This window comes from Halobacteriovorax sp. HFRX-2_2, assembly GCF_043196705.1.
Taxonomy (GTDB): Bacteria; Bdellovibrionota; Bacteriovoracia; order Bacteriovoracales; family Bacteriovoracaceae; genus Halobacteriovorax_A.
The window spans coordinates 275,586-295,833 of sequence record NZ_JBEBMT010000004.1 but is presented as its reverse complement, the minus strand read 5'-3'; the positions used below and the strand labels follow the sequence as shown (position 1 = coordinate 295,833).

Sequence of the window (20,248 nt, the reverse complement as noted above, 5' to 3'; positions counted from 1 at the left end):
TAACTGTACTTACACAGAAGTTAAAAATCCTCTTTTTTGCATTAGCTGATAACAGATAAATTTGGTAGAACAAAGTAAATAGAAAAACGGAGAGCTTATGGCCACAACATCAACTGAAAAGAACAACAAGCAAAAAGCATTAGACCTAGCACTTTCAACAATTGAAAAACAATTTGGTAAAGGTGCAATTATGAAGCTGGACACTGAAAATGGTCCAGAAAAAATTCCAGCGATTCCAACAAGCTGTTTAGGTCTAGATTTAGCACTTGGTGTAGGTGGTGTTCCTAAAGGTCGTATTATCGAAATCTATGGTCCAGAATCATCAGGTAAGACAACACTAACTCTTCACATTGCTGCAGAAGCGCAGAAACAAGGTGGTACAGTAGCATTTATTGATGCTGAGCACGCTCTTGATACTGTATATGCGCAAAAGCTTGGTGTTGATATTCCAAATACTCTTATTTCTCAACCAGACAGTGGTGAGCAAGCTCTAGAAATTACAGATATGCTTGTACGCTCTGGTGCAGTTGATCTTCTAATTGTTGACTCTGTTGCAGCACTTACTCCAAGAGCTGAACTTGAAGGTGACATGGGTGATTCACACATGGGTCTTCAAGCACGACTAATGTCACAAGCACTTAGAAAGCTAACTGGTTCTATTAACCGTTCAAATACAACTGTAATTTTCATTAACCAACTTCGTATGAAAATCGGTGTTATGTTCGGTAACCCTGAAACAACGACTGGTGGTAACGCTCTTAAGTTCTACTCTTCAGTAAGACTTGATATCAGAAGAACTGGTGCTATTAAGAACGGTGACGAAGTAATTGGTAACAGAACGAAAGTAAAAGTTGTTAAAAACAAAGTAGCTCCTCCATTCAAAGTTGTTGAGTTCGATATTATGTACGGACAAGGTATTTCACAGACAGGTGACCTATTAGATCTTGCTGTAGCAAATAATATCGTTGGAAAAGCTGGTGCATGGTTCTCATATAATGAAGCTAAGATCGGTCAAGGACGTGAGAACTCAAAACAATATCTAGCAGATAACCCAGAAGTTGCTCTAGAGATTAAAAATAAAATTCTTGCCCTACACGGACTAATTGAAGATAACACTGTTGTAGATCAAGCAACTGGTGAAATTATCGAAGATGAGCCAGTAGTTGAAGAAAAGAAGACTAAGAGCAAGTCTAAGTCTAAAAAAGTAGTTCAATAAACAAATATAGCCCCTTAGGTTTCTATCCTATCGAATGATAGATATTAATATTAAGGGGCGCCCTTTAAAATGACTCTCTCAAAATGACCCTCAAAGAAACTATCGATAAACTTCCGCTTGGAGAATCTGAAACAAAATCAGAGGACATACGTTCATTCAAACGAGCTTATCAATACTGCATCTGGCTTCTTTCAAAGAGAGATTACTCAAGATATAAACTATCTCAAAAACTCTACGAAAAAAAATACACTCCATTCATTGATCAACTACTCGACTTCTTAGAAGAGGCCAAGTATCTACAAGAAGAACAATATATTCGTACTCGAATTAAAACCTTCATGTACAAGGGTTTAAGTAAGAGAAATATTCTGAATAAATTACGTGCAGAAAGAGTTGAACCAAGCACAGAGCTTATCGACGAGCTGTTTGATGAGTATAGATATACTGAAAATGGTCAATTACGCGAGTTAATTAACAAGAAATTGCGCTCTAAGGGTGTTTCGGCCCTCGAAGATTTTAATTTTAAGCAAAAGTTGATACGCTTTCTTTTGTCAAAAGGACATTCATACGACAAAATTAATACTGAACTAAAAAATGTCCAAAATGATGAGGAAAGTAATGCACAAAACTACCCTTTTTAATTTCATTCTTTTTATCTTATTACTACCTCTAGTATCGTGTAGAGTTGATAGAGATGATAAGAATACACTTCGATTTCCTTTAACAGAATCGATTTCTACAATTGACCCAGTAAATGCGTATGACTCGGTATCGATGTCTGTAATTTATCAAGGGTATGAACAATTATTTGAATATCACTATCTAAGAAAACCATTAAAACTTGTTCCTCTTTTAGCAGAAGAAATGCCACAAGTTTCAGATGATGGGCTTACATATACAATTAAAGTTAAAGAGGGAGTTCAATACCACGATCACCCAGCTTTCAACGGACAACCACGTTATGTAGAGGCCCAAGATTTTATTAACCAAATCAAACGTCTAGCTTTTACACCGTATCGTAGTAATGGTTGGTGGCTATTTGATGGAAGAGTTGTTGGTTTAAATAAGTTTAGAAAAGAAGTTGGAAGTGATTTTGAGAAGCTTTTATCAACTAATGTTGATGGACTTAAAGCTCTTGATAAGAGAACACTTCAGATTAGACTTATCGCTCCCTACCCTCAAATGCTAAATGCTCTTGCAATGAGCTTTACTTCACCAATGCCAGCTGAAGTTATGAAGAAAGAAACTTTTCTTGATGAGTTAATAGGGACAGGGCCATATAAATTAGATAAGTGGTTTCGTGGTTCAAAACTTTTCATGAGTCGATTTAATAACTATCACAAGTCTTTCTATCCAGGAAAAGGTGATCGCTTTGCCCATAGTAAGAACCTTTTAACGGATGCTGGTAAACGCGTTCCTTTTATCGATAAGATTGAATTTCATATTATTAAAGAAGCTCAAACAAGATGGCTGCAATTTATGTCTGGTAAACTCGACTTCCTTAGAGTTCCAAAAGATAACTATCATTCACTTGTTTCACCTAGCGGAGAGCTTACAGAGGAATTTCGCGACAAGAAGATCACTCTTGATATCTTTTCAAGTTTCACTTATTGGTGGTTCTCATTCAATATGAAAGACCCAATTGTAGGAACAAATAAGAATTTAAGATTAGCAATTGCACACGCTGTAAATGTTGAAAAGTATATTAAGACATTTACAAATAATATTGGGTTAAAGGCAAACTCAATCTATCCTCCAGGAATCCCGGGTTATGACCCATCAAGAAAGCTTCCGTATTCATATAATATTGAAAAGGCAAAAGAGTATCTAAGAAAGGCCGGATACCCAGATGGAAAAGGGCTTCCAACTCTTGTCTATGATACGAGAGCATCATCGACGACACAAAGACAACGTGCAGAACTTCTTAAGCAAGATCTTGAAGCAATTGGTATTAAAATGAAAATTCAACTTAATACATTCCCTGCATTCTTAAAGAAATCAAAAGAAGGAAAACTTCAAATTTGGTTAGATGGTTGGACTCTTGATTATCCAGATAGTGAAAACGTTCTTCAGTTATTAACAACTAAGAACCAAGCTCCTGGCCCTAATGTTTCAAACTACTCAAATGCTGATTTTGATAAGAAATTTGAAAGTATTAAAGTAATGAATGATAGTGATGAAAAATATCTTCTGATGTCTCAAGTTGAAGATATTGTTTTAGAAGACCTTCCATGGGTACTTCTTTACTATTCACGTGACTATATCGTTTATCATAACCGACTAAAAAACTTCAGATATAACGACCTTGTTGTTAATAAAGTTAAATACTTAAGATTAAAATAGTAAATAAGCACCATATTTCGGGGGAATATATTTCCCCCGAACTTCGACAATACTGCCCCTATCATTTTTTTCCCCATATTTCCGAATAGTAGATCAGTACGCTTGTAAAGCCTACTACTGCAACAAAGGAAGTAATGAATGAAGACTCTTGCACATTTCATACTCGTCATCATAGGGATACTATTTCAAGCTCAAGTCATGGCAAATGACTATATGATCTATTCTGTAGAACATGAACTGCCAATGACCAATGACGTTCAAGAAATTCAAAAAAACTACTACGTAAACTTAGGTGAAAAACAAGGTATTAAGAATGGTACCTTACTTGATGTGTATCGTGTTGTGATTTTAAACGATCCATATGATCGTGAGAAACGCTACCGTCACAAGATGAAAGTTGGACAACTTGAAGTTATTCATCATGACTCTGATACCTCAATTGCAGTAACAAAGAATTTTAACGATAAAGAAAGACATCCTATTTTAGAGATACCTGCATTTATGGTTGGAGACCAGGTTAACGTAAGCCTCAATTAGAGCGTTCATGGAGCAGAAACCTTCTTTGCTTAAGAAGTTCTATCTGCTCTTTAATGGCCTTCGTGGCCTTCCTTTGTCTTCTTATCAGCTCTTCATCTCCACCTTGTTGTTCTAAAAGCTTCAACACCTTTGCGGCCATTCCATCTGCAATAGCTAGCTTATTAGACATTTCATGAAGAAACTTTCTTTCTTCTAAGGCAAGTTCAACAATTGTAGAGTCATCCATTAGTCACCAAAATATTTATAACTTAACACTTCACCAAAAAGTGTTTGTGATTCAATTCTTATTACATCAATCTTAAAAATATAGTAACCAATTGCCAAATCACATGGGCCATTTTTAAATATTAAATCAATTTTTCTTAATATATTTCCAGCGCAAATACCGTGGAATTTTTGTTGATAATGTTTAACCGATTCTAATACTGATTGATGTTCGATAAATATAAATAATTGTTGCTTCATAGGATATTATTATGCAAGTAAAGTACTCAACAAATAGAGCTAAGTGACTTAAATTACATAACTAAAGTATAAGTACTTCTAAAAATTTTAAATATTTAGGCCCTATCTCTAGACAAAAACAGCGCTTTGTCCTATAAAAATAACTTAAGTCACATTTAATTTTTCGGAGTGCACAAAATGGCAAGAATTACGATTGAAGACTGTCTAGAAAAAGTTGAAAACCGCTATGAGTTAGTACACCTAGCTGCTAAACGCGTAAAGCAATTAAGAGATGGTGCAGACCAACTTGTTAAGAGTAAAAATAAAGATGTTGTTACAGCACTTAGAGAGATCGCAGCTGGTAAAGTTAAGCACGCTCCAGTAAGTGAGTACGATTCAGACGAATTCTAAGTCGAATTTAATTTTTTTAAAATTATTTTGAATATAAGAAAGGCCCTAATTAGGGCCTTTTTTATTACTTAAATTTTGGTTTGAATTTTGGTAGCGCAATTTTTAAAACTTCATCAAAGTGTGCTACAGGATAGAACTTCATTCCTTTTCTATGTCTTTCAGGAACTTCTTTTAAATCCTTTTCATTATCAATTGGTAACATAATATTCGTAATACCTGCTCTCTTTGCAGCTAATACTTTTTCTTTAATCCCACCAACAGGAAGAACCTTACCTGTTAAAGATAGCTCACCAGTCATGGCCAGATTACTCTTAATAGTCACATTGTGAGCAAGTGAGTAAAGAGCAAGTGCCATTGTAATACCTGCAGACGGACCATCTTTTGGAGTTGCACCAGCAGGAAGGTGAAGGTGAACTTCTCTTTCAGAAAGGAAGTCTTCCATTTCATCTTCGTTTTCATCAGAAGCTTTTCTCTTAGGCTTCATCTTGAAGTATTCTTCCATCTCATTTTGTAGAAGTTGCTTAACATAACTATATGCAAGGTTAGCAGACTCATTCATTACATCACCTAACTGACCAGTTAGCTTGAAACCTTTGCCGTTAAGAGAAAGAGTTTCGATATAAAGAATATCACCACCATAACCTGTCCAAGCAAGACCTGTTGTCATACCAGGACAAAGCTTCTTAAGGGCCTTCTCACTTTGATAGCGAGCAGTTCCTAAGATATCTTCAAGTTCCGTAGGTTTAGGATTAAATACCTTATGTCTCTTGGCCTTAACTTTTTCAAGTGCAGCACGACGACACATTTTAGCAATCATCTGCTCCATCACACGAACACCTGGCTCACGAGCATAATCTTCGATTAGCTTTTTAAGTGTTGCTTTTGTTAGGCTAATATCTTTCTTTTCTAAACCATGTTTTTTAATCTGTTTTGGAATTACCCACTTAGTAGCAATTGAAAGTTTCTCTTCCATTGTGTAACCACTAAGTTCAATAATCTCCATACGATCTAAAAGAGGCTCAGGAATATCGCCAATATAATTAGCTGTCGAGATGAAAAGAACTTTTGAAAGATCAAAAGGGACATCTAGATAGTGATCAATGAAATTATGGTTTTGCTCAGGATCTAAAACCTCTAAGAGCGCTGATGCTGGATCACCTTGGAAAGATTGTCCAAGCTTGTCGATTTCATCAAGCATGATGACAGGGTTATTCACCTCAACACGCTTCATTGCTTGGATTAAGCGACCAGGCATTGCTCCAACATATGTTCTTCTATGTCCTTTAATCTCTGCCTCATCTCTCATACCACCAAGAGAGAAACGGTAGAATTTTCGACCGAGAGATTCTGCAATTGATTTACCCATCGATGTTTTACCAACACCAGGAGGACCTGCTAAACAAAGAATCGTTCCATCAAATTGTGGCTTTAATTTACGAACGGCCAAGAACTCCATGATTCTTTCTTTCGCTTTCTCAAGGCCATAGTGCTCTTTTTCAAGAATCTTCTGCGCCTTATCCATATCGACATGATCTTCAGTCGACTTTGACCATGGAAGATCGACGATCCAATTTAGGTATGTACGAGTTACATTGTACTCTGGTGATGAATCAGGAATTACCTCTAGTCTTTCAATCTCTTCATTAACAGACTTTAGAACATCTTCTGGAAGTTTCGCTTCAAGAATTCTTTCTTTAAGCTTACTAATGTCACGGGCCTTATCATCTTCTTCCAATCCAAGCTCAGATTTAATAACCTTGAGCTGCTCACGTAAGAAGTATTCTCTTTGATATTTGTTAACTTTGTCATTAACCTCATCAGAGATTTTCTTTTGAATGTCAGCAACATCCTTTTCTCTTTTTAGATATACTAATAGTTTCCCAAAACGTTTCTTAACAACAAGAGTTTCTAGGAAGTCTTGTGCTTCTGGAATATCTAGAGATAGTGCAAATGCAACTAAGTCTGCCAGTGCACCAGGTGAAGAAGAGTTAATCATCGCAAGCTTCATTTCTTCGTTAAAGTAAGCATTTACTTCACTAAGCTTTTTAACCTGATTGATGATTGAACGAGTGTATGCATCTAGTTCTTCATCTTCTTCTAAGATATCATCAAAAACTTCGTACTTAGCTCTTAGTAGTGGAGATTGTTCGTAAATATTAGAAGCACGGTATCTTTTTATACCGTGTACAAGAACGTTTACAGAACCATCTGGTAACTTAAGTCTTTTTACAACCTTACAAAGAACACCTACTTTATAAATATCCTTTGAAGTGATTTCCCTAGAGTCTAGGTCTTCTTGAATAGAAGGATCAATCTCACCTTCTTCATTTTTAAGATCACTCTTAACAAGGTTAAGAGCAAGATAACCACTCTTAATTAGATACTCATCTAATTCAGCAGTGAACTTATCTTCAGTTAAAATAATTGGCGCAATCATTCCCGGAAAAATCGGGCTATTCATAATAGGTATGATTACAACATCTTCAGGGAATTTCTCATCCCCTTGAGAGTCTTTAATTTGCACGTTGTACTCTTCGTATTCATTCATAATAAGTCACACCTACTTTTTAATATCGATTACTAATCGACCTGGATTTTTTAAAGTGAAAACATCAATTGAATGTTTTCCATCAATAACAAGTTCTGCAGAAAGCGTATCGTCTCCAACTGGATAAAAATCTACTTTCTTCACAAGTTTAGAAGTTCCAAAAGAACCAACTTTTTTATTAAGCTTTGTTTTAAAGAAATCTACATAGATCTTATTCTCTTTTTCAGACTTATAACCATAGACTCTTGGAGCCTCATTTGTTTCAAAGTCGAAAACAAGTCTTTCAAAACCTCTTGAGCTACCATTTCCGTGACGAATTGATTTCAGTACAGAATTAGTATTGCTATTTGTCGAATGAAAGATTCCTTTGTTGAAAAAGATTGATCTTTTTTTATCCGGAATTTTACGAATTCTTTCGTTTAATAAATCTTGTGAATAGGCCTTGTGACCCAGAGAAAAAACTGTGATTAACAAAAGTACTTTTAATAGATTCATATTTACCTTCCATGGGATAATTAGTTAAATTTTACTAAATTGCGCGTTAAAAATGAATAGTAAATTTGGATAATTAGACTTTTGATTTTCTTAACTGTGCCGCACCAAGCAATCCAAACAAAAGAGCTAACCAATAGATGTGAATTTTATATTCACTAGATTCTCGAGAATTATCAACTGAAGCAATTTTCCTGCCTCCGGCCTTCTTATGAAAAATATCTTTATCAGTTCCAATTCCTTTCAGTCCCTCACCATAGATACTACTTATCCAAAGATTGAATGTACTAAATGAGTTGGCACCAAATTTTGGATTATCTGGAAAAGCCTGAGAAATAACGGCATCTTCACCATTGCGACCAATTACATTATACACGCCAAGGCGCTCGTTCAATGGATAGAAATCATACTCACCTTTTCTTAAAAGAACGATATAGCGGCGTCCGACAACGAATCTTGGCTTAAGCTTGTTAGGATAATCGATCCCCTGCCAAGTTCCTCCATCATAGACAAAACTAAATGAGTTCTTATTCAAAAGTTGGCGAGAACCAAGTCCAACTGACTTCTCTAATTTGAATGAGACATTAGTTACAACTGATCCATCACTTAATTTCTTAGGAAAGCTACCTTGATAGGTTCCCATAATAATAGCATTGGACTCAGAAAGCTGTTTACTCAATGGGATTTGAAATAACTCTTGTGCTGAACTAGTTATAGAAATAAATATAAAAATAGAGCACAATAAGAACCTTAACATACAATTCTTATCGGATATTCTACCTAATACTTTAGTCTTTTAATCAAGCTCTATCGTATTGAAATTACTAAAAATCTCATGGTTATCGAGAAGAACTAACGTATTACCTTGGCCAGTTAATCCCTCAAGTAATTCACATATTGAAGTCAGTTCATTAATTGATAGACCGTAAGAGATATTTGTTAGTACGATAATCGAATTCTTCACCTTCTTATCAATGGCCTTTAGAAGTTTTACACGAAGGCGCTCTCCACCAGAAAGAGAAGGAATTGTTCGATCGAGAGTTAAGTAATCAAGGTTAAGAAGTTTTAAATATTCAATCGTTCTTTTAATCTTAGGTGTAGTTGGTAGTGTTTCAAATAAAGTTGATACTGGTGTTTTACATGCATCAATAATCGTATACTTTCCATCTGTGATAGTAGCGTAGAATTTCTTCAATCCTGTTCCACCACATTCATCACAATCGAAAGTCACGTCTTCTAAGAACTGCATATCAATTTCTTGAATGCCCTTTCCTTCACAAACTGCACACTGACCTAGCTTACTGTTTTTAGAAAAGTGTCCTTTTTCTAGGCCAAGAGACTTAGAAACTGGAAGCTTTGAGAAATAATTTCTTACATGGCCACTCAAGTCTAAGGCCGTTCCAACAGTAGAACGACTAGTCGATTTCTCAATCCTAGTTTCATAAATAAAAATATTCTCAATTCCATCAGGATAACTTAAATCATCGATTTCATAAGAAGTTTCAAAATCATATTTTTCATTGAAGATATCTTCATTCAACTCATTAAATAAAGCATTGATAACAAGCCTCTTATCAAATGAATCCATCTGAGTCTTTACTTGATTAATTGTTCCAACTTGAAATTTAATTTCATTATATCTAAAGCCTTCAAACTCAATATTTTTGAAAACAATCTCTTCGTCTACTACTTTCTTTTTAGATGATTGTTTTTGAATTTTTTCAATTTTAGGTAGCTTGTGTGCAACAACTTCACCACCAAGATGCCCTGCACCTGGTCCAATGACAATATTGTGATCACTTCCCTGTTGTAGAACTCTACTATGTTCAACCATCACAACTGTATTATTTGTTGAAAGTTTTTTTAGAAATTTTAATAATACTTTTTGTTCATCTGAGTTCATCCCAAGACTTGGCTCATCAAGAACAAATAAAGAGCCACTTCCTTGAAAGCTTAAATAACGTACTAGTAGCGATTTTTGATATTCACTTGTTTCTAATGACTTAAGTTTTGTCATTAGAGGAAATTGACCTAGGCCTAACTCGATTGCAATCTCTAGTTTACTTAAGATTTTTTTTACGATTGTATCACTCTTGTCTACAAATAAGTTTTCATATAATTCTTCTAGAGTTAGAGATAAACAATCTCCATATGAAATTATATTTTGTAGTTTTCCACGATGAAGTAGAGCACTAGGAGAAACTCTTCTGCCGTCACAAATGTGACAACATTTTTCACTTTGTAGTGATCTTAGAAAAATTCTCGCAGAGCGCTTATATCGCTTCTCTTCAAGTCCATAGAGAAAGTTTAAAACACCATAAAAGCGTCCACTTCCTCTCATAAGTATTTCTTCAACTTCGTCTTTAACATCACAAAAACGACTGTCTGGAGAAACTCCTACTTTTTTAATTTCGGCAATAAAGTACTTATAATGCTCACTATATTTAGCGTACTCTAAGAAAGTGATGGCACCTTCAGAGATTTTTTTCTTAGGGAATTTTACAATTTTATTAATATCATAACTTAGTGTTGAACCATATCCCTTACATTCAGAACACGCACCCACTCCATTATAAGGAAGAAGATCACTAATTTGCCTTGCACTACGAACTTCTTCTTCAGAACACTTAGGACAAAAGGCCGTCGTATTTAAGTTGAAGTGCTTTAGTTCGTCTTGGCCAGCAAGATAAACACTTAACTGGGCAACAGAACTATTCTTTATTAGCTCCATCCATTTTTTTCTAAATTGGCCAATGCTTTTAGGCTTTATTCGAAAGATCTCCCATTGGGAATCCTCTTTATCAAAATCACGGATAGTAGAAGTTTTTGAGTCAAAACTTCTAGCAGGCATTCCACTTATATTTTCAAGATAATGATCTTTACCAATTAGCACATGAATAACTTTACAATCACCAGTTAGAGTATCAGTAATTTCAGTTTCAACCTGTGAAAGTCCATCAACAAATTCATCTCCATGAATTAAGCACTTTGTAGAGAATGGCTCAAAGTATAATTGCGCTAACTCGTAGCTTATCTCAAGTTGGTCGGCCATATTTAGGCGCGATCCAACGATTGGATTATTTTGCGCTAAACTCCAAACCGGTAAAACAGGAGAAATACTATCGACTTCAGCACTTGTTGGAACTCTTTCAAAGAAGTTCATTGAAGAAGGAAGTGAATTTAAAAATCTTCTTTTGGACTCATTTGCCAATGTATTAAAAACGAGTGAAGACTTCCCTGATCCAGACACACCTGAAACACAAGTGATCTTGTTAATTGGAAATTCAACATCAATATTTTTTAGATTATTAGTTCTTACGCCTTTAAGCTGAATGGATTTTGCCATATGGATTTATAGCATAGAAGAAAAGTTTTTGGTAAGCCCATGAATAAACAAGGCCCACAAAAGTGGGCCCTGCATATATTCGAAAATATTGTAAGATAAATCTTAACGCTTCGAGAATTGGTACTTTGCTCTTGCACCTTTCTGACCAGCTTTTTGTCTTTCAACTTTTCTTGGATCTCTCGTAAGGAATCCAGCTGATTTAAGCTCGCCTCTAAGAGCTGCATCAATCTTAAGAATTGCTCTTGCAATACCAAGACGAGTAGCACCTGCTTGACCAGTAGTTCCACCACCAGTAACGTTGATCTTTAGATCATATTTATCTGCAAGCTTAAGTAGGTTTAGAGGTTGGTTAACAACGTATCTATCTGTACCTTTTGTGAAGTACTCTTTGATATCTCTATTATTAACAACAACTTTACCAGTTCCTGCAGCCATGTAAACTCTAGCAACTGAAGATTTTCTTCTACCAACTGCCTGTGAATCCCAAGTTTTTCCTTTAGCCATAATAATAACCTCTTACTAGAATTTGTATTCTACTGGGTTTTGAGCGCTATGTGCATGCTCAGATCCAGCAAAAACCTTAAGTTTTGTTAGTTGTTTTCTACCTAGAGAATTCTTAGGAAGCATACCTTTAACAGCGTTCATAAGAATCGCTTCTGGCTTTCTTTCTAATTGTTCTTTAGCAGTTCTTTCTTTAAGTCCACCAGCATACCCTGTGTGTCTGTAGTAAACTTTATCGTTCCACTTATTCCCAGTAAATCTAACTTTTTCTGCGTTAATAACAACAACAAAATCACCAGAATCTGTATGAGGAGTGTACTTTGGTGAGTTCTTCCCTCTTAATACATTAGCGATTTCAGTTGCTAAACGTCCAACTACCATATCAGTAGCATCAATTAAGTGCCATTTTTTGTCAGCGTCTGCTGGCTTCAACACAAATGATTTCTCAGTGTACATAGTAACCTTCCACTTTAATAATGTTAAAAATCAATAAAACGTAAACGCATCATCAGAATAAAATGATTTGTTTACAACACTTAAGGACCTAAAGGCCCATAATTCCGTTGTTTGTGGGGTAACGGGTTTCGGCAGATATTAAACAATTTATGCCAATAAAACAATGGGAAATTGTTATTTTTTTGGCCATGCGTAATATTTTCTTCGAACTTAAGTGTTTGAAATTGCGAAATTTTCTAAAATTGGCCAATCGTGATGTGAAAACGACCAAATGAGTCACCACCAATGCGGTCTAATTTGATCCCGTAGTCAAAATCGAGGGAGCCAATTGGAGTAAAAAACTTAAAGCTCATCCCTACTGACTTTAATAGGTCAAAGTTATCAATTTTATCAACAAAGACGCGTCCCGCATCAAAGAAAACAGCAATAGCAGAATAGTCACCAATATAATATCTTGGTTCAAGTCTGAAGTTTACAAAGAAGGCCTCGCCTCTAACTGTTGTATCATTAATATATGTACCGTCTGTTAGCCTTCCACTTTCTAAATCACTATAACCACGAAGATAGTCGCGTCCAATTAAACGAAAAACCTTTAAAGGTGGGATATAACCAGTTGTCATTGGCTTACCATCAGTATCGATAATAATATTTCCACTGCTATCTTTAACGATATCGCTTGAGAAGTTGTGCTCGTATCCTAGGGCAATAGAAGTTGCTAGGGTAAAATCACCCATAGGGATGTAGTTAAAATTACGAACGACGGCCTTGTGATAGTCAATTGTTAGGTCTTCACTTTCTTGTGAACCAAGATATGGGTTTGCAAATTCCCATGAGAAATTAAACCAAGAGCCTTTCTTAGGAAGCGTTTTATTATCTCTAAAGTCTAATGATAGTTCAGGCCTGATTGCACCAATGATATATTTATCTTCATCAATTGCATCTGTTGCATCAAATTGTCTGATATTATCAAATTCATAAGTAAGACTCATTGATAATACATCAGAGAAGGTCTTAATCAGTTGTGGAGAGAAACTAATGATATCAGCATCAAAGTCAGAGTATCTTTTTCTTTCGTAACGAGCAGTCGCCTTAAAAGTTACTTTGGATTTGAATAGGTCATAGAATAGATACGGCTCAACATATTGAAACTGTACTAACCCTTCTAATAACTTTCGCGAGTCCTCTCTTCTGCGATCATCAAGATACGAGAAATCAGTTCTCCAGTTTGTCTGGGCCTTAAAGATGAAAGAGCGGTTCATTCCATTGAAGTTATTATAAGAAATTGTCGTAGAGAATTTTAAACCAAGATCGGTTCTGAATCCCGGTGCTATTTCAGCAAGACCAAAATCCTTCTCAGTAACTTTAATAACAAAGTTTAGATACTTCTCTGTTGGCGAGACTTCTTCTCCAACAAACGAAGAAATATTTACGTTTGAAAATAGGCCAAGTTCTCTTAAGCGTGCGATAAAATCGTTCATGGCCTTAGGAGTAACAAGATCCCCACGCTCTAACGGAAGCTCTCTTCTAATAACAACATCTTTAGTCGTTGAATTCCCAGTTACAATGACATTTCCAAGATAGGTCTTTACACCAACACCAAATTTTAGGTTTAATTCAATTTCATTTGTTGCAGAGTTTACATTAACAATCTTTTTAGGACGTTTTTCAGTATATGTACTGAAGTAATAGCCTCGAGTTTTTAGAGAAATCAGGGCATTCTTTAAATCCTCATCAATGTGAACAACATTAAAAGGCTTTCCTATTTTATTTTTAAGAACATCTTTAATAAAGTATCTGGCCTCTTCATCTTCAACACCCTCAATATTGATCTTACTTAATATATACTGAGAACCCTCAGAAATTGAAAAAGAGACAATTGCAGCATCTCCACCGTCGATGAAGTCGACCTTAGGCTTTTCAATATTTACGAAGATATAACCGTCTTTAACATAAATCTCTTTAATCTTCTCAGAGGCGTTTTCAAGTCCTCTTTCATGTAGATAGTCAGCCTTTAAAAGATCTGAATCAGTCTTATAGTAGACTTCATTTAGTTTTTTACTATTTTTTAAGTGATTGCCGTTAAAATTAATTTGAGCAACTTTAACCTTACGTCCTTCGTTGATAGTAAAATAGAAGTTTAGAATTTTATTTCCATTAATATCAAGTCCACGAGCTTCAGTTAGCTTAGACTTTGCGTAGTAATAACCATTCTCACGATAAAAGTTCACAATATGACGATTAAGTGAAATATCATCAAATCGTCCCTTATTATTTTGAATATACTTCTTAACGTGAGAGAGAAGATCGTTATGATTTAAACGATAGTTATTATAAAAATTAACACCGAATCGAGATCCTAGTTCAACATTGAAAATTAGCTCATAATTACCATTCTTCAAAACGTTTAACTCTTCTTTTACTCGCGATAGCCAAAAACCATCTCTTATTAATAAAGAACGATACTCTTGAAGCATTTTTTTATAATTTGTGAAATCAAGAGAACTTCCTTTAATACGATGCCAGAATTTTTCAGCTTCGATTAAGTTTACTCCAACGAGGCCATTTAATTTTATATCCTCAAGTCTCCTGATCTCATTCTTTAATAGATTTAGAGTAATCTTAATTCCTTCTTGATTTAACTCTTTAGAAATTGAACCTACTTTTGAGCCCTTTTTAAAATACTCTTTACCAATGGCCTTAAGCCCCTCTTGAGCAGACATGTCATCAAAATAGTCCCCTTCTTTCAACTTAAAATCATTTTTGATTCGTCGGTTAAGTACAGAGTCTGTCCCTTTTACGTTTATTGAAAGAATTCTAGGCTTTGTTTCGACAACAATATTTAGACGGCTCTTTTTAACTTCATAATAAAAAGTTTTGTAATATGGCTTTGTTAATTCAAATTGAATAATTCGGCTTAACTCTTCACGAGTTAATTCCTTTCCTTCATACTTTTTAAAACTTTCGATGATAAAAAGACATTCTTCGCGGCCGGTACAGTCAATATCAACATTTTTGATATGAATATTTTCAGCACCATGAACAGAACTAAATAGTAAGATGAATGTGGCAATTAATCTTAAAATGACCATTTATATTTTATGTCGGCCCCTACAGAACCGTCTGTTCCTTCTTTATTATTTGTATCATCTTCACTTTCAAAGATCCCTTCAATAGAGAGCTTATCACTTATACTGTAATCAACGTTAATCGACTGTTTATTACTTTCACTATCAAAAGTATTGGAAAACTTTAAATTGATATTGTCATTCACTTTTTTCGTAATCTGTAGCTTAGTGGCCGTCTTTACTGACTGCTCAGATTTCGTGGCCTCTTCAATAGGACTATCAGAGCTTTCAGTAAACTCTGGCAAAACGCTTAGCTTTAACCCAAGTGCAGCATCTAGGCCTTCATTAATATTTAACTGATCAACTAAAAATGTACCAATTCCGATTGTCGTTAAGTTAGTTCTTTGACTGTCTTCCAAGTTTTGAGAAAAGTCAGATGTTACTCCAAGTGTAAGTAGTGAAAAAATATTATCACGAGAAAGTGATGGGTTTGATTCTAAGTTGATTGAAATGTCGTCAACCGACCCAACAATTCCCATTTCAATATCATATTGTCCAATAGTAGAGTTTGCTAAAAGATTTAGAGTAATAGGTTCAATATTCTCTTCTTTCGTAAAGTAAACAACGCCTTCAGATAAGATAAAGTCATTACCTCTAAATTTAAACTTACTTAATCCTGGAACAATAATAAGTTGTCCCTGCATTGCTGGGTTTGTAAACTGTCCATCAATATGTAAATCCCCTGCAATCAAGAGATCCGCTAAGCGATTTCTTAGTCTAACAGTTTCCTTAATACTTAAGTCAATATCGAGATTAATTAAATCAGGGATACCTCTTTGGTTCTGGGTAATATATTTACTTAAGCTTTTATTGAACTCCGATGAAGACTTAAAGTCATTAAATTCATTTTCAATAAGCCCACCATTAACATAAACACTTCCTTTAATTAAATATGGAAAACCACGGCCACTTAAAGTTAATTTACCATCTGTGTTGATAATTGATCGCGACTCTACTTGATAGCCTACATTTGTATAATTAGAAGTTATATAAACTTCAGGCAGTGGAAAACTTGCTTTTATATATCCAGACAAGTCAAAGTCACCAGAGCCAATCTCACCACTAAGGTTATTGATTAGTATTTTTTGGTCACGATAGGCACCGACACCACTAGCATTAGAAATTTCTAAAGGAACGCTTTTAAGCTTTAGCCCAAAATTTGAAGTACTTAGGGAATGGGACAAGTCATATTTTTTACGATTTCCAACAATAATCCCCTTGCCCTTGATCGTTCCCAGAATCCTTTCGATCTCACTTGTTAAAAGCGTTAGATAACTAAGATTAATATCTAAGTCTTGAACTAGTTGGAAATTAGTATCAAAATTTCCACTCCCTACTAAATGATATGAACCACCGGAACCGCTTAATGATAAGTTAAGCTGCTTAATTTCCGATTGATCAACTTCAATCGAGGTCGGCCTTTTCAATGTTAGAGAGCGCCCATAATTACTAATATGAAATTGAGTCAAATTCATAATAGAACTTACAGGTCGATTTGGATTGAAGTCGTAAGTTAATTGCCCACTCAGCTGAACAAATCCATTCAATTCATTATTAAAAGAGTTGTGCTCAGAAATAAAAGATAGAGATGGTTTGATATCAGGCATATCGACATTGTAGTTAAGAACAACTCGCGGATGACTTTTACTAAAATCTAACTCACCATCCATATGGATATTTTGATTTAGAATATTTGTATTAAAGTTAATTACCTTATCTTTAAAACTGAACTCTAATTCCGAAGCACCAATCTCTTCATTTCCTACTTTTGTTTCAGTTAAGTATGCATTCCCTTTTCCTCTGAGAACACCATTTCTCTTTGCTTCAATACTAGCAGAGAAGTGGCCATTATAGCCTAAACCGAGATCACGATATCGATAAAAATCACCAAGCTTTATTGGAGTAGTAATAAAAGAAATTTCTTCAAATCCATTTTTAAAATTATAAATAAAGTCCGCTGATGCACTAGATCGGTTCTTTTTAACGAAAGCATCTTTGATCGATACATCATCATTTGTAACGATAAGGTTCAAAGCGATATTATCAATAGGCTCTTTGTAAACGCTCACCTTATCTGAATTAATATTCACAGAAGTGATAAAGTTTGAAAATTTACCGTTCAAATTAACATCAGCATTAAAGACACCTTCAAAAGGTGTCGTATACATTTTAATATCTTCCCAGATTGGCTTAACATTTCGTTCGAGTAGACTTAGGTCAACATTCTTTAGTCCAATATTTAATTCAACCTCTTCTTTACCTAGGTTCACATTTCCTGAGATCGTGGTTTGGCCATTAGTCTTATTTATAAGTTCGTTTACATAAATGATATTCTTATCAATTGAATACTTTAAATTTGCGCTAGATTCTTTTTCTAAGAGAAAGCCAAATACTTCAATATATTTTGCGTTTGAAGTATTTACATCAATTATAACTTCTTCTGATCCTTTAATCGTAATATCAAAGTCACCTCGACCTTTTGCAACTTGAGAAATCTGTCCACCAAGATCAAAAATACTAAAATCTCTTGCTTTAACAGTGAAGTCTACTTCACTTCCAACAACAGATCCCCAACCAACGAGCGATGAGGAATTACTTTTTGCATTAATTCCAATTCTAAAGTCATCTCCCGCAAAAATATTAAGACTTGATATGTCTACCTTCTCAAAGTTTAAAATATTATCACGTGTAGGTTTTAGTGCTAAGTTTTTGATATAAACAGGACTTCCTTCAATACTATCAACAAGGACAGCACCATTTTCATCCATGCTTAGTAGTACTTTTCCATTTGCACGTCCTTTTAAAAGAACGAAGTCATCACCCAAGAAGTATAAAATGTCATTCAAATGAAGATTATTCGTTTCAACGACAACTTTATTTTCAACTACTTTATTCTCACTAAAGTTCAATATTAGTTCATCAGAGACTTTGGCTTGGCCATTATTTATCTCACCAACAAAGTCTTTTATAATTAATTTATTATTATGGAATGAGTATTTTGTTTTAAACTTATCAAGATTTACATAATCAGAATGAATATTACTTCCATTCGAAAGCCCACTTACAAAAATATCTTTCTTACCGATAGCTCCTGTAATCGTGGCCTTTCCTTCTAGGATACCATCCATTTTTACACTATACTTCTTCTTTAAATCCTCAAAGCTATCAAAGTTTATTTTATACTCAATATCTGAATGAATCTTTTTGTTTTTAAACTCATATTTTCCAGAACCACTTATCTTAGAGTCTTTAATGAATACATAACCATTTCTGACACGAATGTTGTTTTCAACGATCTCTGCATCTAAAAATAAATTATCTACAATGGCACCTTGCCAACTAACATTTTCAATATCTAGGATTATATCGTAACTATACTCGAATGGACTTAGGGCCAAATGCTTAATTGGAATATTGAGATTACTATCAGCAATATAAAAATCAGAATTTCTAATTTCAATTTTATTAATCTTAAATGGTAATTGATTAGTTACGTTATTAAGCGTGTTAAATACACTCACTTGTGAAGTGTCATCTTCACTCTTTTCTAGTTTTTCAAGAACAATGTAACCATCGCTGAAGTTTACTGAGTTAAATCTAACATTTGATGAGAATAGACTTAGTAGTGAGAATGCTGCAGAAACATCCTTTACATGTACTTCTAACTCATCTTTGACCTTAAAGTTTACATCCTCTAGGATTGTTCGAGGAGGAAAGAATCCACCAGAAACTCTCGAGAACGAGAGAGTCATATTAGAATCAAGAATAATATTCTTATTTATATATTCTGTTAGTATTGTTGATACATATCGTGATTGAATGAAACGCCAGGCTCCAACAGCAAGAAGTCCGAATACAAGAGTGAATATGATTAGAAATTTATTAACAAATCTCATCTCTTTAACATAACCTCTACATTTCTATAACCAGGATATATACGGTTAACAATTATTGCTAAAAAGTATGCTCTCTCCTCATTACCGAGTTTTCGATAAGCAACGGCCATTTCAAATAAAGTATTGATATATTCATCTTTCGACTTACAACCATCTACCAATCTTTCTCTTAATTCAACTAATGACAGAAGCTCATCCTTTTTATTAATAGAAGTCTTATAAGCTTCAATATAGTCTCTATCTAATGTACGCTTTGTTGTAGTTTTAACAAACTCTGGAATATCGCTATAATCTTTTAGGTAGTAGTTAATAGCTCTTATCAGATCGTTATCATCACTATTTTTTCCATACTTATAGATAATAGACTTATACTCACTTGTTTCAAAAAACAAAGGAATGACTTTAAAAATTGATTCGATGAACATTAGAGGATCAATTAACTCTAAATCTCTTTCAAGTTTTTTTCTTAATGTTTCATATTGGAAATATTTTTCAGAGTTTTTAACAGTTGTAATCGTTGAAATAGAATCCGCGAAAGTCTCGTCTACTTTTTCAGTACTTAATATATTTATATATGAATCAAAATTTTCTGAGTATGAAACACTGAAATGATCTAAAATATTTTTTAATTCATTAAGGCGATTGGATTTTTTTCGTTTTAATAAATAACCTATTAGATTTTTAATTTCGACTGATAGCTTTTGTACTTTTCCTGTTGAATGAAATAATAAAATTTTTAAAATTGAATCAATATATAAATTATGACTTAGTGATGACTCTTCATTTTCAACACGATGACTTTCTAAAAACGCAATGAGTTCCTGCGTACTACCAAGTAACGTTTTGATATTAAAATTTGTATTTGTCATTGTGTTTTCTGACACATTGCCTCTGGTATAAAAATACAACTAACTATCTAATATTATTATATCA

The 20,248-nt window shown here is 34.3% G+C and carries 16 protein-coding genes; 5 read left to right on the top strand and 11 right to left on the bottom strand.

The features are described 5' to 3' along the window. The first annotated feature begins 97 nt into the window (after window positions 1–97). The 4 genes from recA (at window position 98) to ABMA79_RS14255 (ending at window position 4,096) form a co-directional block, all read left to right on the top strand. Window positions 98–1,216 (top strand): recombinase RecA, encoded by a 1,119-nt coding sequence (gene recA / locus ABMA79_RS14270; RefSeq protein WP_393057047.1) that lies wholly within the window; start codon window positions 98–100, stop codon window positions 1,214–1,216. Between the two features lie 83 nt (window positions 1,217–1,299). Then, on the top strand, window positions 1,300–1,857 hold the full coding sequence (locus ABMA79_RS14265) for a regulatory protein RecX (protein ID WP_392861126.1): 558 nt from the start codon (window positions 1,300–1,302) through the stop codon (window positions 1,855–1,857). Next, entirely contained in the window at window positions 1,835–3,559 is a 1,725-nt protein-coding gene (locus tag ABMA79_RS14260) for an ABC transporter substrate-binding protein (protein ID WP_392861128.1), read from the top strand. The genes ABMA79_RS14265 and ABMA79_RS14260 overlap by 23 nt, the downstream gene beginning before the upstream one ends. Before the next feature lie 138 nt (window positions 3,560–3,697). Beyond that, window positions 3,698–4,096 carry a hypothetical protein gene (locus ABMA79_RS14255; protein ID WP_392861129.1) on the top strand — a complete coding sequence of 133 codons (399 nt, stop codon included), beginning with the start codon at window positions 3,698–3,700 and terminating at the stop codon, window positions 4,094–4,096. Here the strand turns inward: ABMA79_RS14255 and ABMA79_RS14250 are convergent. Both ABMA79_RS14250 and ABMA79_RS14245 read right to left on the bottom strand, forming a co-directional pair. Further along, window positions 4,089–4,322 carry a hypothetical protein gene (locus ABMA79_RS14250; protein WP_392861130.1) on the bottom strand — a complete coding sequence of 78 codons (234 nt, stop codon included), beginning with the start codon at window positions 4,320–4,322 and terminating at the stop codon, window positions 4,089–4,091. The two genes, ABMA79_RS14255 and ABMA79_RS14250, sit on opposite strands and share 8 nt — an antisense overlap. Continuing rightward, complete coding sequence (locus ABMA79_RS14245; protein ID WP_392861131.1) at window positions 4,322–4,561, bottom strand: hypothetical protein; 240 nt, start codon at window positions 4,559–4,561, stop codon at window positions 4,322–4,324. The genes ABMA79_RS14250 and ABMA79_RS14245 overlap by 1 nt, the downstream gene beginning before the upstream one ends. Window positions 4,562–4,738: 177 nt before the next feature. Between ABMA79_RS14245 and rpoZ the strand changes: the two genes are divergently transcribed. Continuing rightward, on the top strand, window positions 4,739–4,951 hold the full coding sequence (rpoZ, locus tag ABMA79_RS14240) for a DNA-directed RNA polymerase subunit omega (RefSeq protein ID WP_021267614.1): 213 nt from the start codon (window positions 4,739–4,741) through the stop codon (window positions 4,949–4,951). A 64-nt stretch (window positions 4,952–5,015) separates the two neighbouring features. Here rpoZ and lon read toward each other — a convergent pair whose 3' ends face one another. From lon to ABMA79_RS14195, 9 genes are all read right to left on the bottom strand, one after another. After that, window positions 5,016–7,499: an endopeptidase La gene (gene lon, locus ABMA79_RS14235; protein ID WP_393093446.1), complete on the bottom strand. Its 2,484-nt coding sequence runs from the start codon at window positions 7,497–7,499 to the stop codon at window positions 5,016–5,018. Between the two features lie 12 nt (window positions 7,500–7,511). Continuing rightward, entirely contained in the window at window positions 7,512–7,994 is a 483-nt protein-coding gene (locus ABMA79_RS14230) for a hypothetical protein (protein WP_103218451.1), read from the bottom strand. A 73-nt stretch (window positions 7,995–8,067) separates the two neighbouring features. Then, window positions 8,068–8,670, bottom strand: coding sequence for a hypothetical protein (locus ABMA79_RS14225; RefSeq protein WP_392861135.1), 603 nt, complete (start codon window positions 8,668–8,670; stop codon window positions 8,068–8,070). Window positions 8,671–8,787: 117 nt separating this feature from the next. Then, on the bottom strand, window positions 8,788–11,337 hold the full coding sequence (locus ABMA79_RS14220) for a hypothetical protein (protein WP_393093443.1): 2,550 nt from the start codon (window positions 11,335–11,337) through the stop codon (window positions 8,788–8,790). Window positions 11,338–11,439: 102 nt separating this feature from the next. Beyond that, window positions 11,440–11,841: a 30S ribosomal protein S9 gene (gene rpsI, locus ABMA79_RS14215; RefSeq protein ID WP_021267519.1), complete on the bottom strand. Its 402-nt coding sequence runs from the start codon at window positions 11,839–11,841 to the stop codon at window positions 11,440–11,442. Window positions 11,842–11,856: 15 nt separating this feature from the next. Next, the gene (gene rplM / locus ABMA79_RS14210; RefSeq protein ID WP_021267593.1) at window positions 11,857–12,294 is read right to left on the bottom strand and encodes a 50S ribosomal protein L13; all 438 of its coding nucleotides are present in this window, start codon (window positions 12,292–12,294) and stop codon (window positions 11,857–11,859) included. A 236-nt stretch (window positions 12,295–12,530) separates the two neighbouring features. Next, on the bottom strand, window positions 12,531–15,383 hold the full coding sequence (locus tag ABMA79_RS14205; RefSeq protein ID WP_392861139.1) for an outer membrane protein assembly factor: 2,853 nt from the start codon (window positions 15,381–15,383) through the stop codon (window positions 12,531–12,533). Next, entirely contained in the window at window positions 15,371–19,315 is a 3,945-nt protein-coding gene (locus tag ABMA79_RS14200) for a translocation/assembly module TamB domain-containing protein (RefSeq protein WP_393093440.1), read from the bottom strand. The genes ABMA79_RS14205 and ABMA79_RS14200 overlap by 13 nt, the downstream gene beginning before the upstream one ends. Continuing rightward, complete coding sequence (locus ABMA79_RS14195) at window positions 19,312–20,199, bottom strand: hypothetical protein (protein WP_393093437.1); 888 nt, start codon at window positions 20,197–20,199, stop codon at window positions 19,312–19,314. The genes ABMA79_RS14200 and ABMA79_RS14195 overlap by 4 nt, the downstream gene beginning before the upstream one ends. Window positions 20,200–20,248: the final 49 nt, after the last annotated feature.

Bases quoted from the DNA above. Each gene is read 5' to 3' on its own strand.
- recA (WP_393057047.1), top strand. From the start codon at position 98: ATGGCCACAACATCAACTGAAAAGAACAACAAGCAAAAAGCATTAGAC.
- ABMA79_RS14265 (WP_392861126.1), top strand. From the start codon at position 1,300: ATGACCCTCAAAGAAACTATCGATAAACTTCCGCTTGGAGAATCTGAA.
- ABMA79_RS14260 (WP_392861128.1), top strand. From the start codon at position 1,835: ATGCACAAAACTACCCTTTTTAATTTCATTCTTTTTATCTTATTACTA.
- ABMA79_RS14255 (WP_392861129.1), top strand. From the start codon at position 3,698: ATGAAGACTCTTGCACATTTCATACTCGTCATCATAGGGATACTATTT.
- ABMA79_RS14250 (WP_392861130.1), bottom strand. From the start codon at position 4,322: ATGGATGACTCTACAATTGTTGAACTTGCCTTAGAAGAAAGAAAGTTT.
- ABMA79_RS14245 (WP_392861131.1), bottom strand. From the start codon at position 4,561: ATGAAGCAACAATTATTTATATTTATCGAACATCAATCAGTATTAGAA.
- rpoZ (WP_021267614.1), top strand. From the start codon at position 4,739: ATGGCAAGAATTACGATTGAAGACTGTCTAGAAAAAGTTGAAAACCGC.
- lon (WP_393093446.1), bottom strand. From the start codon at position 7,499: ATGAATGAATACGAAGAGTACAACGTGCAAATTAAAGACTCTCAAGGG.
- ABMA79_RS14230 (WP_103218451.1), bottom strand. From the start codon at position 7,994: ATGAATCTATTAAAAGTACTTTTGTTAATCACAGTTTTTTCTCTGGGT.
- ABMA79_RS14220 (WP_393093443.1), bottom strand. From the start codon at position 11,337: ATGGCAAAATCCATTCAGCTTAAAGGCGTAAGAACTAATAATCTAAAA.
- rpsI (WP_021267519.1), bottom strand. From the start codon at position 11,841: ATGGCTAAAGGAAAAACTTGGGATTCACAGGCAGTTGGTAGAAGAAAA.
- rplM (WP_021267593.1), bottom strand. From the start codon at position 12,294: ATGTACACTGAGAAATCATTTGTGTTGAAGCCAGCAGACGCTGACAAA.
- ABMA79_RS14205 (WP_392861139.1), bottom strand. From the start codon at position 15,383: ATGGTCATTTTAAGATTAATTGCCACATTCATCTTACTATTTAGTTCT.
- ABMA79_RS14200 (WP_393093440.1), bottom strand. From the start codon at position 19,315: ATGAGATTTGTTAATAAATTTCTAATCATATTCACTCTTGTATTCGGA.